Source organism: Streptococcus cristatus, assembly GCF_963529205.1.
Taxonomy (GTDB): domain Bacteria; phylum Bacillota; class Bacilli; order Lactobacillales; family Streptococcaceae; genus Streptococcus; species Streptococcus cristatus_O.
Map to the genome: position 1 here is coordinate 1 of NZ_CAURYF010000001.1, position 15,537 is coordinate 15,537.

The 15,537-nt window shown below is 43.3% G+C and carries 19 protein-coding genes; 3 read left to right on the forward strand and 16 right to left on the reverse strand.

Features of this window, described 5'->3' with window-relative positions; genetic code table 11:
* Positions 1 to 52 precede the first annotated feature (52 nt).
* The 11 genes from cls to RWS39_RS00055 all read right to left on the reverse strand — a co-directional run bounded on the left by cls (position 53) and on the right by RWS39_RS00055 (position 9,188).
* The gene (gene cls, locus RWS39_RS00005) at positions 53 to 1,588 is read right to left on the reverse strand and encodes a cardiolipin synthase (protein WP_314479014.1); all 1,536 of its coding nucleotides are present in this window, start codon (positions 1,586 to 1,588) and stop codon (positions 53 to 55) included.
* A gap of 179 nt (positions 1,589 to 1,767) precedes the next feature.
* On the reverse strand, positions 1,768 to 2,265 hold the full coding sequence (locus tag RWS39_RS00010; RefSeq protein ID WP_314479017.1) for an SP_0198 family lipoprotein: 498 nt from the start codon (positions 2,263 to 2,265) through the stop codon (positions 1,768 to 1,770).
* A 60-nt stretch (positions 2,266 to 2,325) separates the two neighbouring features.
* Positions 2,326 to 3,558 carry a bifunctional folylpolyglutamate synthase/dihydrofolate synthase gene (locus tag RWS39_RS00015; RefSeq protein WP_314479021.1) on the reverse strand — a complete coding sequence of 411 codons (1,233 nt, stop codon included), beginning with the start codon at positions 3,556 to 3,558 and terminating at the stop codon, positions 2,326 to 2,328.
* A 222-nt stretch (positions 3,559 to 3,780) separates the two neighbouring features.
* Entirely contained in the window at positions 3,781 to 4,092 is a 312-nt protein-coding gene (locus RWS39_RS00020) for a DUF1292 domain-containing protein (protein ID WP_048763552.1), read from the reverse strand.
* Between the two features lie 20 nt (positions 4,093 to 4,112).
* The gene (gene ruvX / locus RWS39_RS00025) at positions 4,113 to 4,532 is read right to left on the reverse strand and encodes a Holliday junction resolvase RuvX (protein ID WP_314479025.1); all 420 of its coding nucleotides are present in this window, start codon (positions 4,530 to 4,532) and stop codon (positions 4,113 to 4,115) included.
* Entirely contained in the window at positions 4,532 to 4,798 is a 267-nt protein-coding gene (locus RWS39_RS00030; RefSeq protein WP_005592119.1) for an IreB family regulatory phosphoprotein, read from the reverse strand. The genes ruvX and RWS39_RS00030 overlap by 1 nt, the downstream gene beginning before the upstream one ends.
* 168 nt (positions 4,799 to 4,966) lie before the next feature.
* On the reverse strand, positions 4,967 to 5,524 hold the full coding sequence (locus tag RWS39_RS00035; RefSeq protein WP_285874257.1) for an SP0191 family lipoprotein: 558 nt from the start codon (positions 5,522 to 5,524) through the stop codon (positions 4,967 to 4,969).
* Positions 5,525 to 5,567: 43 nt separating this feature from the next.
* A complete protein-coding gene (locus RWS39_RS00040; RefSeq protein WP_314479030.1) occupies positions 5,568 to 6,134 on the reverse strand; it encodes an SP0191 family lipoprotein in 567 nt (188 codons plus the stop codon).
* A 106-nt stretch (positions 6,135 to 6,240) separates the two neighbouring features.
* On the reverse strand, positions 6,241 to 6,639 hold the full coding sequence (gene spx, locus RWS39_RS00045; RefSeq protein WP_005591493.1) for a transcriptional regulator Spx: 399 nt from the start codon (positions 6,637 to 6,639) through the stop codon (positions 6,241 to 6,243).
* Between the two features lie 85 nt (positions 6,640 to 6,724).
* Complete coding sequence (gene recA, locus RWS39_RS00050) at positions 6,725 to 7,873, reverse strand: recombinase RecA (protein WP_015605951.1); 1,149 nt, start codon at positions 7,871 to 7,873, stop codon at positions 6,725 to 6,727.
* Between the two features lie 58 nt (positions 7,874 to 7,931).
* Positions 7,932 to 9,188: a competence/damage-inducible protein A gene (locus RWS39_RS00055; RefSeq protein WP_314479035.1), complete on the reverse strand. Its 1,257-nt coding sequence runs from the start codon at positions 9,186 to 9,188 to the stop codon at positions 7,932 to 7,934.
* 269 nt (positions 9,189 to 9,457) lie between these two features.
* Here RWS39_RS00055 and RWS39_RS00060 point away from each other — a divergent pair, with 269 nt between their 5' ends.
* Complete coding sequence (locus RWS39_RS00060) at positions 9,458 to 9,868, forward strand: helix-turn-helix domain-containing protein (RefSeq protein WP_314479037.1); 411 nt, start codon at positions 9,458 to 9,460, stop codon at positions 9,866 to 9,868.
* A gap of 43 nt (positions 9,869 to 9,911) precedes the next feature.
* On the opposite strand, the gene RWS39_RS00065 is transcribed toward RWS39_RS00060, so the two are convergent.
* The 4 genes from RWS39_RS00065 to ruvA form a co-directional block, all read right to left on the reverse strand.
* Positions 9,912 to 10,469 (reverse strand): GNAT family N-acetyltransferase, encoded by a 558-nt coding sequence (locus RWS39_RS00065; protein ID WP_314479040.1) that lies wholly within the window; start codon positions 10,467 to 10,469, stop codon positions 9,912 to 9,914.
* A 71-nt stretch (positions 10,470 to 10,540) separates the two neighbouring features.
* Positions 10,541 to 11,200 (reverse strand): CPBP family glutamic-type intramembrane protease, encoded by a 660-nt coding sequence (locus RWS39_RS00070; protein WP_048791588.1) that lies wholly within the window; start codon positions 11,198 to 11,200, stop codon positions 10,541 to 10,543.
* 4 nt (positions 11,201 to 11,204) lie between these two features.
* Complete coding sequence (locus RWS39_RS00075; protein ID WP_314479046.1) at positions 11,205 to 11,759, reverse strand: DNA-3-methyladenine glycosylase I; 555 nt, start codon at positions 11,757 to 11,759, stop codon at positions 11,205 to 11,207.
* A gap of 9 nt (positions 11,760 to 11,768) precedes the next feature.
* Positions 11,769 to 12,359: a Holliday junction branch migration protein RuvA gene (ruvA, locus tag RWS39_RS00080; RefSeq protein ID WP_247950950.1), complete on the reverse strand. Its 591-nt coding sequence runs from the start codon at positions 12,357 to 12,359 to the stop codon at positions 11,769 to 11,771.
* Positions 12,360 to 12,527: 168 nt separating this feature from the next.
* Between ruvA and RWS39_RS00085 the strand changes: the two genes are divergently transcribed.
* Together RWS39_RS00085 and RWS39_RS00090 are read left to right on the forward strand one after the other, a co-directional pair.
* A complete protein-coding gene (locus RWS39_RS00085; RefSeq protein WP_314479051.1) occupies positions 12,528 to 13,034 on the forward strand; it encodes a helix-turn-helix domain-containing protein in 507 nt (168 codons plus the stop codon).
* Complete coding sequence (locus tag RWS39_RS00090) at positions 13,018 to 13,539, forward strand: RDD family protein (RefSeq protein WP_314479054.1); 522 nt, start codon at positions 13,018 to 13,020, stop codon at positions 13,537 to 13,539. Before RWS39_RS00085 ends, RWS39_RS00090 begins: the two co-directional genes overlap by 17 nt.
* 35 nt (positions 13,540 to 13,574) lie before the next feature.
* Here the strand turns inward: RWS39_RS00090 and mutL are convergent, their stop codons facing one another.
* On the reverse strand, positions 13,575 to 15,521 hold the full coding sequence (gene mutL / locus RWS39_RS00095) for a DNA mismatch repair endonuclease MutL (RefSeq protein WP_314479057.1): 1,947 nt from the start codon (positions 15,519 to 15,521) through the stop codon (positions 13,575 to 13,577).
* Positions 15,522 to 15,537: the final 16 nt, after the last annotated feature.

Sequence of the window (15,537 nt, forward strand, 5' to 3'; positions counted from 1 at the left end):
TGGGACGACGAAATCGAATTCTAACGAATTACCGATTTCTGTCCCACTCTCTTTAAAGTAGCGGAGCAAATAATTGCATGATTTCCTTCAATAAACGTTGGTACCAGCTATTCTGGAGGGTTTCAAGAGAAATTTCTTTGGAAACATCAAACAAATCTTCAAAATCCTGCTTAATGTCCGCAATCGATTCTGTTTGATACATAAGGACCGCATTTTCATAATGGTGCACCAGACTACGGTAGTCAAAATTAATGGTTCCGACCACGGCTAACTCATCATCCGAAATAACATTCTTACTGTGGATGAAACCAGGAGTGTACTCATAAATCTTAACACCAGCCTCCAACAAGTCTGGATAGGCACCACGAGTGACTATCTGAATCAGCTTTTTATCAGGAATAAATGGCGTCACAATGCGAACATCCACCCCTCTCATAGCTGCATTTTTGATATCCTCTGTCAAATCATAGTCAATAATCAAATAAGGGGTCGTGATATAGACATAATCGATGGCTTGATTGATAATATTCTGGTAGACAGCCTTACCCACCTGTTCCTTATAAATCGGCTTGGGACCACTACCATACGGAATATAAAGCCCTTTGCCTTCCACTCGCTGGCTATCAAAATGATAACGGTCAAAGTCTGTAATTTCCCCGCGATTAATGTACCAATTCATCAAGAAAAGACGTGTCAAAGCCTTCACTGCACTGCCTTCCAGACGGACACCGCCATCTTTCCAATGCCCGAAGCGCACGATATGATTAATGTACTCGTCTGCCAGATTGATACCGCCTGTATAGCCGACTTGCCCATCGACCACCAAAATCTTGCGGTGGTCACGATTGTTATAGGCCACCGTCATCCGCGGAATCACTTTATTAAACTTATGGGCATCAATTCCCATCTTGCGGAGCCTTTTCGTATAATCTCCTGAAAGGGTCGCCATACAGCCAATGTCATCGTAGAGCAGCTTGACTTCAACTCCCTGCTGGACCTTATCTACCAAAATCTCAAGGACACGATTCCACATCAAACCTGGATCAATGATATAAAACTCCAGAAAAATGAATTTCTTGGCCGAACGCAAATCATCCAGCATGGCTTCAAACATCTCTTCTCCAAGAGGGAAATATTGCGAAGCCGTGCCATCGTAGACATCGGCATTGTGATCCATACTCAGCAAAGACTTGACAATACCAAAGGCTGATTTATTTTCCTGCTTGAGTTCGACTCGCAAGTCATAGCTGTTGTCCTCTCGAAACTTCATTGAGTCCATTTTTTCCAGCTGCTGGATTTCTTTTTTGGAAAGGCGTCGCTCCCCAAACATCAGATAAAGCAGAAAACCAAAGACAGGTACGACTGCGAACAAGAGCCAGGTCACCTTACTTTCAGGAGGCATATTCCGATTGACAATCGCCAAGATAGTCCCAATATATAAAGAAACAATGACAAGGGCTGATAACCAATTAGGCACCAACTGATTAAAATAGAAAAAGGCCGCAAAAACAAGAAATAATTCCAGTAACATGATAATGATGCTGAAACCATACTTAGACATCAGTAAACGAAACTTGCCTAGATTCATCCTAATCCTTCCTCATCTCACATTTTATCTAGTATAACAATAATTAGCAGCAATTTCAAAATTTTTTCAAAAAATGACCTCTAGTCCAAGGGTAAAGGAAGCCCCTGCACTCTGTTATTCACAAACGCAAAAAGCTGGAGCATCTGTCCAGCCTTTTTAGGATATTCCTTTTTTGAAAATTATTGCTTGGTGAAGACGATTGTGTCGTCATCATCGTTTTCCTGCGACAAATCTTCCAGAGTCAGTTGATTGCCCTCTACGCGATAGCGCTTAACGTCATCCCCGACAATCATGGTTTGATTAGTCGGATCAATCTGCACCTGTTCAATTTCCTGCTCACCGTCGTATTCGACTTTGGTCAGGGTTCCTTTATTTCCAGAAACTTCTAGAGTTAAAGCATCGCCTTCATGAGTGGCCTTATAAGTCCCATCTAAGTCACTAGCTGCCGTTTGACTGGAAGCAGAAGCCTCTGAACTACTAGTATTTGCGCTACTGTTTGTATTGCTACTTGCCTTGCTATTTGATGACACTGTATCAGATGACTGAGAAACAGAGGAACTCACTTGAGATTGAGCAGCCTGATTGGATGGATTTTGACCAGAGTTGCCACAAGCTACCAATACAAAAGCGGTCATAGCCGTGAGGGCTGAAAGAACTAATTTTTTTGAAACCTTCATTTTGTTTCTCCTTTCTTTGTTCCACTTCTATTTTACCAAACAAGGCTTTCTATGGTCAACTTATACACTCTGGAGGTAGGCTCGAACCTCTGCAATGAAATAGAGTGAGCCCGTTACGAAAAGAACTTGGTCGGCCGTCTGCTCTTGTTTGAAATTCTCAATAAAAGCTCTATAATCAGCCACATATTCAAAGTCCGCAGCTTCTGCCTGCCCCACAGATTCCCCATAGTCAAAGCTGGTCACCGTCACCTGAACCTCTGGCAAGTTCTCCTGCAAATAGGCCAGCATACCACTATAATCCTTGCGCTTTAAAGCTCCAAACAACAGGCTGCATGTCTTGCCCTTCTGTCCCTTGATAAACTCAACTAGACGTGCCAAAGCTGGCAAATTATGGGCACCATCCAGATAGATATTCGGGCTAATTTCCTCTAGCCGCCCCGCCCAATGGGTCTTCTGCAAAGAAGAAGGAAGCAGAGAAAAATCAATTTCCCAGCCCATTTGCTTCATAAAAAGCAGAAAAGCCTGCAAAGCCAGCGCTGCATTTTCTTCTTGGAAAGCACCTTGTAATCCCAAGACCAAATGCGATAAAAGCAGGTCTTTATTCTTAAAAGAACGATCAGAAAACCAAAAATCTCGACCGTATTCGTACAAATCCAAGTCCAAGCTTTCTGCCCGCTGCTCACAGACCTGACGAGCCTCCTCCGGCAAGGGGCCAATGACTGCGGAACGACCTTTTTTGAAAATACCAGCCTTCTGCTCTGCAATCGCTGTAAGCGTCTGCCCCAACGTCTCCTGATGATCAAAGCCCACTGAAGTCACCACTGCAACTTGCCCATCCAAGACATTGGTCGTATCCAACAGTCCGCCAATTCCTACCTCGATGAGAGCCAGATCAACCTTCTCCTCTCTGAAATAAAGAAAGGCCAGCAAGGTCAAGATTTCAAAATAGGATAGCTGGTCGTGAGTCTTAACCAATTCTCTCTCCATCTCCTGAATCTGCCGCCCTAAGCGAATAAAATCAGCATCCGAAATCGGAAGTCCATTGATACAAATGCGGTCATGGACGCTGATCATATGCGGCGATGTAAAGCTGGCTACCTTTTTCCCCTGATCGGCAAATAGATTCCGCATAAAAGCAATGGTAGAGCCTTTTCCGTTCGTTCCCGTCACATGAATGACGGGATAAGCCCCTTCAGGATTCCCCAGCAAGTCTACAGCTCTCTGCATCCGTTCCAGACCTGAACGAAAGTTCAGGCCAATGCGACCGTTCAACCATTTTTCAATTTCATTCATCACTTTTCCTACATAAAAAGAGAAGCGAAGCAGACTTCAAAGGTGAATCGCCACTCGCTTCTCGCTTTTCTATTCTTTGTAAAGAAACTAGCTGTGGCCAAGCCATGATAAGTTTTCAAGCCGGCTGATTTTCTAGTTTCTAGGTTCGGGCTAAAAAGGTCCCTCGGACCTTACTCGCTCTCTAGTTTTCAAGCTCGGGCTAAAAAGGTCCCCCAGACCTTTTTACTCCTCCATAAAGCTGTTGAAGACTTCTTCAATCATATCCCACTCTGCATCAGAGTCTTCTGGGATTGGCTCCAATTCGCCTTCTGTTCCGTCTTCATTTTCTGTAAATGAGTAAGCTTGGATTTCAACTTCGCCGTTCTCATCTTCTTCAGCATTGACTGGTACCAAGAGTACGTAATTTTTTCCAAACTCTTCTTTGCCATCAATGGTCAAAAGAATTTCAAACAAATTCTCGTTTCCTTGCTCATCTACCAAGGTAATCAACTCAGGTTTTTCCTGTTCGTGGTCATGGTTATGATCGTGTGCCATAATAATTTCCTCAATTCTTTCTAAAAGTTTCTATCTAGATAATTCTGTAAAATCAGCTGAGCTGCCAATTTGTCAATCACTTTTTTGCGCTTGCTGCGGCTGACATCTGCCTGTTCAATCAGCATGCGCTCAGCAGCCACTGTCGTCAGGCGCTCGTCCTGATACTCGACTGGAATTTGGAAAAGCTGGGCAATTTTCTCGCCATAGGCCTTACTCGCTTCCACCCGTGGTCCACTGGTATTGTTCATGTTTTTAGGGAGGCCAAGCACAAACTTGTCCACCTTATATTGCTTGACAAGCTCTGTCAAACGCTCAAAACCGAACTGCTCTTTCTCTTCATCAATCTGAATGATTTCAAGTCCCTGAGCAGTGAAACCGAGCGGATCGCTAATCGCAACGCCCACCGTTTTCGAGCCAACATCTAGTCCCATAATTCTCATCAGAGGTCAATGCCTTGCCCTTTCAGATAATAACGCACCAGTTCCTCTACGATTTCATCGCGTTCGTATTTACGAATCTGATTTCGAGCATTATTATAACGAGGCACATAAGCAGGATCTCCACTCAGCACGTAACCTACGATTTGATTGATTGGATTGTAGCCCTTATCATTGAGTGACTTGTAGACATCGGTCAAAGTCTCGCTAATTTCTTTTTTGTTTGAATCATCAAGATTAAAACGTACAGTTTCGTCTGTAAATCCCACAATTACACCCTCTTTCTTTAAGAATACCATCATTATAGCATAATTACAGCAGTTTCACAAACTTAATCCATGTAAATTTTCTACTTTTTCGACATTTTTTCAACTATTTACCGTTCCTTCCCATCAAAAAACTAGCCCTTTTTCAAAGACTAGTTTTCATCAAAAATATTAGGACGGATTGCTAATTTCCTTGCCCCCTTCATCTTGGAAGGACTTGATAAATTCTTCTGGAGTCTGAGACTTCATTTGGCTAAAGATTGGCCCATAGGTCGGTACTTTAGAAGCCGCATCATAATCAAGATTTGTCGGATCAATAATAAAATCAATATCAACAGTGCCTTTTTCAGTCACTTTAACATTCACTTGAATACCTTTTACTTGTTCAAGTTTATCCACTCCTGAACTTTGCTTGAAGCTCTTGCTCACCTCTTCTTGCAGAGAGGACAAGTCTTGACCAGCTAAGGCCGACTTAGCTTCTTCTGGTAAATTTTGTGAAATAGCAATATTCACCTTTTCATACTTCTTGCCCGCGTAGGTAACTGTCAAGGTCATCGTTTGATCAAGGCCTTGTACCTTTTGATTTAACTGATAAGACTTGGTAACCGATTTAGCTTTTGCCTTGCTTTGAACAGACTGGTTGCTACCTGCTTTTCCACTATGTGATTGCTGTCCACAAGCTGTCAGCACCGCCAAACTAGCCATTAAAAGTACTACTGATTTTTTCATTTCTTTCTCCTTTTTGGTTTTCTATTATTGACAAGAAGCTTCCTTACTGTTGCTCCTCAGCCCCGTTTATCAATAAATTATTGATATATTCTTCAGGTGACATCTTTGTCATTTCTTTTAGATTGCTATTTTTAAAATAATTTAAAGTGAGTGCCTTTTCAATATCCAAATTGTCAAAATCATAAGTTGACGTGATTTTCATTTCATTTTCATTAAGAATCTGAACGGTTCCGGTAAAACCAGCAACAGTTTTTGCCTGAGTATAGTCCGTATCCTTTTGCATTGATTCATCCAAGAGCCGCTGAGTCTCCTCCAGCCCCACTTCTTTAATCGCATTTTTGATACTATCATCCGTTGGAGTAATTCTCTCCATAATCACCTTGATAAAACGTTTCCCTTGATAAGTGATAATTTGACTAGATTGAATTCCTTGCTCATCTTTGGGAAAAACTAGTTTTTTGGTGATAACTTCCTGCTTTTCAGCCTGACTGATAATGGGAAGATTAGTTGTAATTTCCTCTTTTTTCCCCTTTGGCTTGTCTGCTTTCTTATGAGCGCAGCCAGTCAATATCACAGCTGCTAAGCCAAAAATTAGTAAAAATTTCTTCACGTTCCGTCCTCCTCAGAGATATTGTATCATAGTTTAACCGCTTGTCAATCATTTTTAGGTAATGAGACAGAAAAAGGCAACCTAAAAGGCGCCTTTCCTTATCTAATTATAGAGCTGCTCGTAAGCGAGCCTCTGTATTCTCAACATTGCGCACTGCACGAGGCAAGAAGGCACGGATATCGTCTTCCTTGTAACCAACTTGGAGACGCTTGTCATCCACCAAAATCGGACTTTTCAGAATCCGCGGTGTTTCCATGATGATGTCAATGACTTCGTTCACACTCAAATCTTCAATATCAACACCGAGTCCTTTTGCATAACGGTTTTTTGAAGATACAATGCTGGCAATGCCATTTTCAGTTTTTGCTAAAATATCAAGAATTTCTTCTTTGGTAATTCCTTCTTTACCAAGGTTTTGCTCCTTGTAAGTCAATTGATGGGCGTTTAGCCAGGTCTTTGCTTTTTTGCAGCTAGTACAACTTGAAACCGTATAAATTGTGATCATGCAAGTACTCCTTTCGCTACACGATACTACTATCGTAGTATATTATACCACAAAAACCATCGGTCTTGCGACCTATTTTGAAAAATTATTCCTCAATGTCAAAGGCATCGTCTAGATCAAGAGTCACTTCTTCCAACTTTTCAATAGGAGCCTCAGCCTTACCCTTGGCAGTTTCTGCTGCCTCATCATCTTCAATCAAGCCGTATCGTACACGGACTTGACGGTCGATTTCGTCAAAGACTTCTGGATGATCAGCCAAGTATTTTTTCGCATTTTCAGATCCTTGACCGATTTTTTCATCATTGTAGGAGTACCAAGCACCCGCTTTTTTGATGATATCCAAGTCCGTCGCAATCTTAATCAGCTCGCCTGTCTTAGAAATACCTTCTCCGTACATGATTTCCACAAAGGCTTCCTTGAATGGTGGAGCCACCTTGTTTTTCACAACCTTGATTTTAGTTTCCTTACCGACATTGGTATCCTTCGCATCGCCTGTACCCTTGATTTGGGTATTACCACGGACATCCAGACGAACAGAAGCGTAAAACTTGAGGGCACGTCCACCTGGTGTTGTTTCAGGATTTCCAAACATAACACCAACTTTTTCACGCAACTGGTTGATAAAGATGGCAATCGTCTTGGTTTTGTTGATAGAAGCAGACAGTTTGCGCATGGCTTGGCTCATCATCCGAGCCTGCAAACCAACGTGGCTGTCACCGATATCCCCATCGATTTCCGCACGAGGTACTAGGGCCGCAACCGAGTCGATAACGACCAAATCAACTGCACCAGAATCAATCAATTTACCAGCAATTTCAAGACCTTGTTCCCCAGAATCAGGCTGAGACAGCAGCAATTCATCAATGTTTACACCCAGAGCTGCAGCGTATGACGGATCCAAAGCGTGCTCAGCATCGATAAAGGCTGCAATTCCACCTTCTTTTTGCGCTTGAGCCACCGCGTGAAGGGCAACGGTTGTCTTACCAGAAGACTCTGGGCCGTAGATCTCAATAATCCGCCCCTTAGGATAGCCACCCGCACCAAGGGCGATGTCCAAAGCCAGAGAGCCTGAACTCATGACTTGAACTTTTTGCTCAGCTCGCTCGCCCAGACGCATAATAGCTCCCTTACCGAAGTCTTTTTCAATGTTTTTTAGGGCGTTATCTAAAGCTTTTTGGCGTTCATCTCCAAATTTCTTTGTAATTTCATCCAAATTTTTCTGTTTTTTTGCCATTTATTTCTCCTGTTTTTTTCTAAAATGTCTTTTGGCCATCTGTTTATTATACCAAAAATCAGTACTTTAATAAAGTTTTTCGTACGAGGTTGAAGGCATGCATAACGGCAATCTTCCGCACATCACCTCGGCTGCGACCAGCAATATTGACCTCAATAATTTCCGTTCCTGATTCACTCGCTAAGCCGATAAAAACTGTCCCAGCTGGATGGCCTTCCAGCGAATCTGGGCCAGCCACACCTGTCAGACTGACAGCCAAGTCGCTCTGAGTCAGCTTTCTAGCCTGCTCTGCCATTTTCCCAGCCGTAAAAGCGGAAACGACGCCATACTGCTCCAGATCTCCCAATGGAATATCCAGCATCCGACTCTTTTCCTCCATACTGTAAGTGACAAAGCCACCTGAAAAAATGGAGGACGCCCCAGCAAAATCCGCTAAGGTTGCTTGAAAAAGACCAGCTGTCAGACTCTCCGCCGCTGAAATTGTCTTGGCTTGACTCTTGAGCAAGTCAAAGGCCACTTGAGCAAGCGAATTGTCATCCCCGTAACCATAGAAAATCTCAGACAAAGGATGTCCCTCAAAACTCTGATGCGCCAAAATAGACTTTTCCACAGCCTCAAACTTATCATCCGCTTCTGCCTGACTCAAAGCCTTGGTGGACAATCGCAAGGTCACTTCGCCCGTCTTTGCATAAGGTGCAATGGTCGGATCACTTTGTTGATCAATCATCTGAGCCAAAATAGTCACCAACTGACTCTCGCCAATACCGAAGAAGCGGAGCACCCGTGAATACAATTTTTGGCCTGTGGATAAGAGGGGAACCAGCTCGTTATTGACCATAGGTTTGAGCTCACTAGGCGGGCCTGGCAGGACCACATAGGTCGCTCCATCAACTTCTAGTAAGCCGCCAACGGCCAAGCCTGTCACATTTTGTAAAGGAGTTGAGCCTGTAACCAGCTGGGCCTGACGCTCATTGTTGGGCGTTCGAGCATAATCTGGTCGACTGGCAAAAAAACGATCCAACTTTTCCACAGCCTCGGGGTCAAAGCTCAACTCTCGACCTACAAACTTAGCCAAGGTCTGCTTGGTCAAATCATCCTCTGTTGGCCCCAAGCCCCCTGTCAGGATAACTAAATCGCTACGCTCTTTGGCAATTTCTAGGACAGAGAGAAGACGGTTTTCATTGTCCCCCACTGCTGTCTGAAAATAGACATCAATCCCTAGACTCGCTAGCTTTTCAGATAAAAATTGGGCATTGGTATTGACAATCTGACCTGTCAGAATCTCGGTGCCCACAGCAATAATTTCTGCTTTCATAGAACCTCCTACCTTACTATTCGGAATTGGCTTTATTTTATCACAAAAAAGAGTAAAAAAGTTGATTTTCATGTCAGGAAATAAAAAGAGCTGTCAACTTTATTGACAAAGTTGTCAACATCCTGTGGATAACTTTTGGAATTCTGTTTGTTATGGAGAATAACTGCCTTGTTAAACAGATGCTATTGGCAAAGGAGACTTTTCTTTTTATAATAAAAATGAAAAGGATGGAAAGAAAAATTATTTATGTTATTAGAAAGGGAATCATCATGAAAATCTCTCAAGTTCTCAAAGACATTCGTCAACAACATCAACTCACTCAGGAAGCCTTAGCAGAAAGACTCAAAGTTTCCCGCTCCGCCATTGCCCGCTGGGAAAGCGAAAAAGGTATCCCTGATATTGGAAATCTCATCGCTATCAGTCGGGAGTTTGATATCAGCCTGGACACACTCATCAAGGAGGATGGGCGCTTGGAGAAAAAGGTTATCGAAGACAGTAAGGCTAAGAAATGGCATTATTTAGTCATTTTCTATCTCTTCTCCGTTTTGGTTGAAATTGCTATTTTTGCATATTTGCACCATATCTTTATGGCTGGCTTCCTCATCTCCACCCTCTTTATGCTCTTCTATGAGCTGCGCATCTTTATCAAGGAAAAGATTTGGATGCAGAAAGAGGAATAAGAATATTCACAGGCTATAGAAAAAGCCTAGACAAGATATTTGTCTAGGTTTCTTTCTCGTTATTTTTTAACTTACTTTCATAGCGGAGACGGATGGTCGGCTCTCCTCGAAGGCTCAATCCCTCCTTTTCCCACATCAGTATCATACCAATTTTTTCTAAAACTCCTTGACTAGCAAGATTAGGCTTAGTCGTGTGGGCAAGAAATATCTTTATCCCAGGCATGTTCTGAGCCAATTCTTTCAAGGCTAAGGCTGCTTCAGTTGCGTAGCCTTTTCTGTGATAGTTAGCATTGACAGTATAGCCTATTTCCGCCGTTTCTTGTTCCGTATCTATTCGAAGAGAGATATTGCCAATTAATTTGCCTTCAGATTTCAACTCGATACCGTAGCGACCCAAAGGAGCGCTTAAATTATATAAAACAAGACTCTCTCGGCTCTCTTCTATGCTTTGGTGCTCTGGATAATCATATTTTAATAATTCTCCATCTGAAGTATATTCATGATAATCCAACAAATCATCCATGGTCATGGGCCGTAGGAGGAGACGCTCCGTCTCCAAGATACGATTCTCCGCTAAATATACTAAGGCTCTATTATCCATCCTTCATTTCCTTTCTGAATAACCTTAAAAGTGACTAGATCACAATATCTTCTGCTTATTGACTTAACAGTCTACTGGCTTATTGAAAAAATTGTAATCACAAAAGCAATAATATTGTTGCAGCAATGAAGAGCAATTGGATACCAGATATTTTTGTCCTTTCTCAGATACAGGAGCGAGAGAAGAAGACCCCCAGCAATGTAGGAAATAGCTGTCACCCACTCTGATAAGTCCCAGCTGTGCATATGAAGGGTAGCAAATAGAACAGTCGTTAACACAATACCAAGCCAGTTAGGGAATTTTTCCAAGAAGGTGCCTAGGAAAAAGCGACGGAAGAAAAACTCTTCAACGATTGGCCCAATAAAGCAGCCGATAAGCAAGATTAGAAAGGGATTTTTCAACAAGGCACCTTGAATATTGGCTTCATTCTGCCCCTGCAATGGCAAGTCCAGACTATACTTGATGAAGGCTGAAAGAAAGTTGCAGGCAATGGACAGGAGGAAAACAAAGACCATATACAAGGAAATCGTTTTTAGAAATTCCTTCTTTTTAGTCAGAATCAAGGCCAGCTGCTCCTTTAATTCTTCACGATAAGCTAAGATTCCCAATATAAATAAAAGGAAATAAACTGGGTAAATCAACCAATTTATCCCAAGCAGTTCCAAGCCTCTACCTAAAAAGAAGATTGTATAGAGGGTGATAAAAATAAGGAGGAATTTTCTTGTTTTCATTGTTCTACTTCCAATCACAATCATTTTCGTGGTCATTGATAAGGCCAGCGGCTTCTAGGAATGAATATACACAAACAGGTCCAACAAATTTGAAGCCTTGCTTTTTCAGTGCCTTGGACATGCTTTCTGACAGTTCGGTCTTTGTCAGCGCTTCCTTGTAGTTCGTAATTTGATTGTCAATCGTTTTGAAATCGACAAAGGACCAGATATAGTCGTTAAAAGAGCCAAACTGCTTTTGAACAACCAAAAATGCTTGGGCATTCGCTCTGGTCGCATAGATTTTCATCTTATTGCGGACGATATTAGGATTGTCCAAAAGAGCATCCAAGTCTGCATCCGTCATCTGAGCAATTTTCTGGGCATCATAGAAATGAAAAGCTTCCCGAAAAGCCTGACGTTTATTCAGAATGGTCTCCCAAGAAAGTCCAGCCTGATAGGTCTCCATGCAGAGCAATTCAAATAATTTCTGATCATCATGGAGAGGCTTGCCCCACTCCTCATCATGATAGGCTACATACAAGGGGTTGTTCATTTTTACCCAGCCGCAGCGTTTGGTCATATCTTTCTCCTATTTCACCAACATCTTAAGGGCAGACTTGATATAGTTTTCAGCTGTGTCCGTCGTTCCTTCAAAGAATTTCTTGATTTTCTTGAGCTCAGCAGCTTTGTATCCCAGAGCCAGCATGGCTTCCATGGCTTCTTCCAGCTCCTGATTATCCACAGTCTGGACAGGTGCCTTGCTTTCTGCCGGACCATCCGCCGCCACTACCTTGCCTTCTAAGTCCAGCACCATCTGCTGGGCTGTCTTCTTGCCAATCTTAGGAAACTTGGTTAGGTAGGTAATGTTTTTCTGCTCAATGGCTTGCACTAAGCCAGCATTATCGTCTGCGGCAATGATAGCCAAGGCAGACACTGGCCCAATACCTGAGACTGAAATCAAGCTGAGAAAGAGTTGCTTCTCATCTTCTGAGCGAAAGCCATAAAGCAGCTGCGCATCCTCACGGACAACCTGATGCACATAAATTTGCGTTTCTTGATTGACTAGACTTGAGTATGCATAAGGATTGGCCACATGAAGAATATAGCCGATCGAGTTGACTTCCAATACAATGTATTTGGCTGTAATTTTGCTAATGATTCCTTTAAAATATTCGTACATAATCTTCCTTCTTTTGTATCATTTTGCCTATCTAGTATATCATATTTTCTGTCTGGAAACTGCAAATAGAAGTGCAACCAGCGGTTGACAAAATGTACAGGAAGCTGTATTCTCAAGATAACTAAAAGCTGTTAGGATAGAGGCAGCAAAGAAAAGGAGGCTGTCACGATGAAACTCGCTGATAAATTATTTGAACTAAGAAAAGAAAAAGGCTGGTCACAAGAAAGACTGGCTGAACAGATCAATGTCTCTCGCCAGAGCATTTCCAAGTGGGAATCTGGCCAAGCACTGCCCGAACTGGAAAAAATTGTAGAACTGAGCAAGATTTTCCAGGTGACGACAGATTATCTACTTTTAGAAGAAAGTGACAAGCCGGAAATAAAACCCGTCCTCTCAGAAGACGAAAAAGACCGCTACTATAAGCAAGTAAAATCTTATGGCTTCTGGCATATTTTGTATATTCTTGTATCAGCCTTGGCTATTTATCTCTTTTCCGCAGGTTCTATCTTTCCAGCAAAATTCACTGCCCTAGTCTGGTTAACTTTTTTCCTCCTAGTCGCATCAGCAATGGCTATTAACAAGGCGCTAAAGATTAAGGAAAAGTATCTAGACAAGGTTATCGGCTTTGATGAGGATTCTAAGAAAGAAGGTGCTCAAGATGAAGCTAAAAACTGACAATCCCATACCTGTCAAAACTCGTCTGAAAGAACTCTTTGGTGACTGGCTCTTCATCTCAGGCTACCTCATTGCTCTTTTTTTACTAGCTATGGGCTTTTACAATCTGGTTCTAGGGGGCATTCCTACATTCACTGAATCCCAGAGCCAGCTTCTGGCTTTTTCTACCTCAGTCCTGCCTCTAACTATCATCTTTGCTTGGCTAGACTATAGAAAAGGCAGTTTTGGCAAGCGTTGGGCAGGTTTACAGTTGGTTTACAAACATAGGAGCCTTCCCCACAGCCTTTTGCGCTCTGTTATCAAGTTTTTCCCTTGGCAGCTGGGACATATGGGAGCTATCCGTAGTGCTTATCAAGCAGATACCCTGTCAATTTTCTTGTCAACTTCAGCAGGGATTCTCTTCTTGATCTTTCTGCTGATGGGACTGCTTCGCAAGGACAAACGCCATCCAGCTGATTTACTTGCTGAAACACAAGTTCAGCTCAAAAATTCAAAACAGCTCTAGTTCTATGACTAGGGCTGTTTTATGTGCAATAAAGTTTAGTATTTCCCCAACTCCCGCAGGCTAGTGTGATTTTCCTGAATGCGGCGGAACATTTTTTCCATATCCGACTTGGTAAAGTTGACCAAGACTGGCCGGCCATGTGGGCAGTTGTAAGGATTGTCACACTGGGACAGCTGAAAGAGCAAGTCACGCGCAGAGTAGTCATCCAGACTGTGATTGGCCTTGATGGAGCGTTTGCAGCTCATCATAATGGCTAGCTCTGCTCGATATTTCTTGATGGAAACTTCCTTGGTCAGGAGAAGCATATCACACATTTCATAGATGCCGGCCTCAATCTCCTCTTCCTTGAACCAAATGGGATGCTCGCGGAGGATAAACTGGTTGGCTCCGTACTCTTCTAAAAAGATGCCTGCATCTTCTAACAGCTCCATCCGCTGCTTGATTCGCAACATATCGTCCGCTGGAAATTCAAAGATATAGGGCACTAAGAGCTGCTGCTGGCTATTGTCCACATCCCCTATCTTCTCCCGATAATACTCATACTTGACCCGCTCTTGGGCAGCATGCTGGTCAATAATGTAAAGACCGCCCTTGCCCTGAGCAAAGAGATAGGTACCATGCATCTGGCCGAAATATTCTAACTCTGGGAAGCTTGATTTCTCTTCCTGTTCCAACTTATCCACAGCCCGCTCCAGACTAGCCTGGTCTAGCTCTGGATGGTCTAGTTGGTCATAGCTGGCCGACTTTCTCTCTGCAAATTTGACCGAAGTCGATTGTGGCAGTTCTGCTTTTTCATCTGTCGCTTCATGAACAGGCTCCGCTGATTCTTCAAAGAATAGCTGCTGCTCAGCCACCTGCGGCTTGAGGAAGAAATCATTCTGCTCCTTATCGTAGTAGAGGCGATTTTCTTTCAGCGGAAGACTGGTCTGTTCAGGCTTATTGGCACGCTTAACAGTTGATTTAGCTAGATTTTCCAGGGCGTCTGGGATCAGGTCTTGCTCCTTGAGACTGGTCGCAATGGCTTGCGAAATCAAGGTCATGAGTTCTCGTTCTTTAGAAATCCGCACCTCTTGCTTGGTCGGATGGACATTGACATCGGCCAGATAGGGGTCAATCTGAATATTGATGACCGCGAGTGGAAAGCGGCCTACCATAAGCTTGCTGCCGTAGCCGTCCAAAATAGCACGATTGAGCAGGAAATTCTTGATATAACGGCCGTTGATGAGGATCGTAATATAATTCCGATTGGCGCGAGTCAGCTCAGGCAGACTAACATAGCCACTTACCTCAAAATCCAAATCCGAAGCAGAGATTTCCACCATTTTCTTAGCTGTTACCAGACCATAGATGCCCGCAATAGCCTGACGCAGATTGCCACTGCCGGCAGTCCGTGTCAGTTCGCGTCCGTCGCTGATAAGGGTGAAAGCCACTTCCGGATGGGCCAGACTGAGCCGATTAATCACATCAAGGATATGGGACAGCTCAGCCTGCTGGCTCTTCATATACTTGAGCCGAGCTGGGGTATTAAAGAAAAGATCTTCTATCTTGATTTTCGTTCCCACTGGACTGCTGGTAGGCTCGTGCTCTTCTATCTCACCGCCTTGGGCAACTAGCAGAGTCCCGTGCTGGCCAGCTTCCGTCGCTGTCTCAATGGTAAAACGTGAGACAGAAGCAATGGAAGGAATGGCCTCACCACGAAAACCCAGCGTCCGAATCCGAAATAGATCCGCCTGCTTCTTGATTTTACTGGTAGCATGGCGGCGAAGAGCCAGAGGGACATCTTGGTGGTCTATGCCTTCACCATTATCTGTCACCTGAATGCTCTTGAGTCCGGCCTCCTCGATTTCGATGGTAATCTGGCTTGCACCCGCATCAATTGAATTTTCCACTAGCTCTTTGACTACACTGCTGGGCCGCTCAATGACTTCACCGGCCGCAATCTGATTGGCCAGAATTTCTGGAAGTTCGATAATTTTTGACATCTTTTTCTCCGTATTT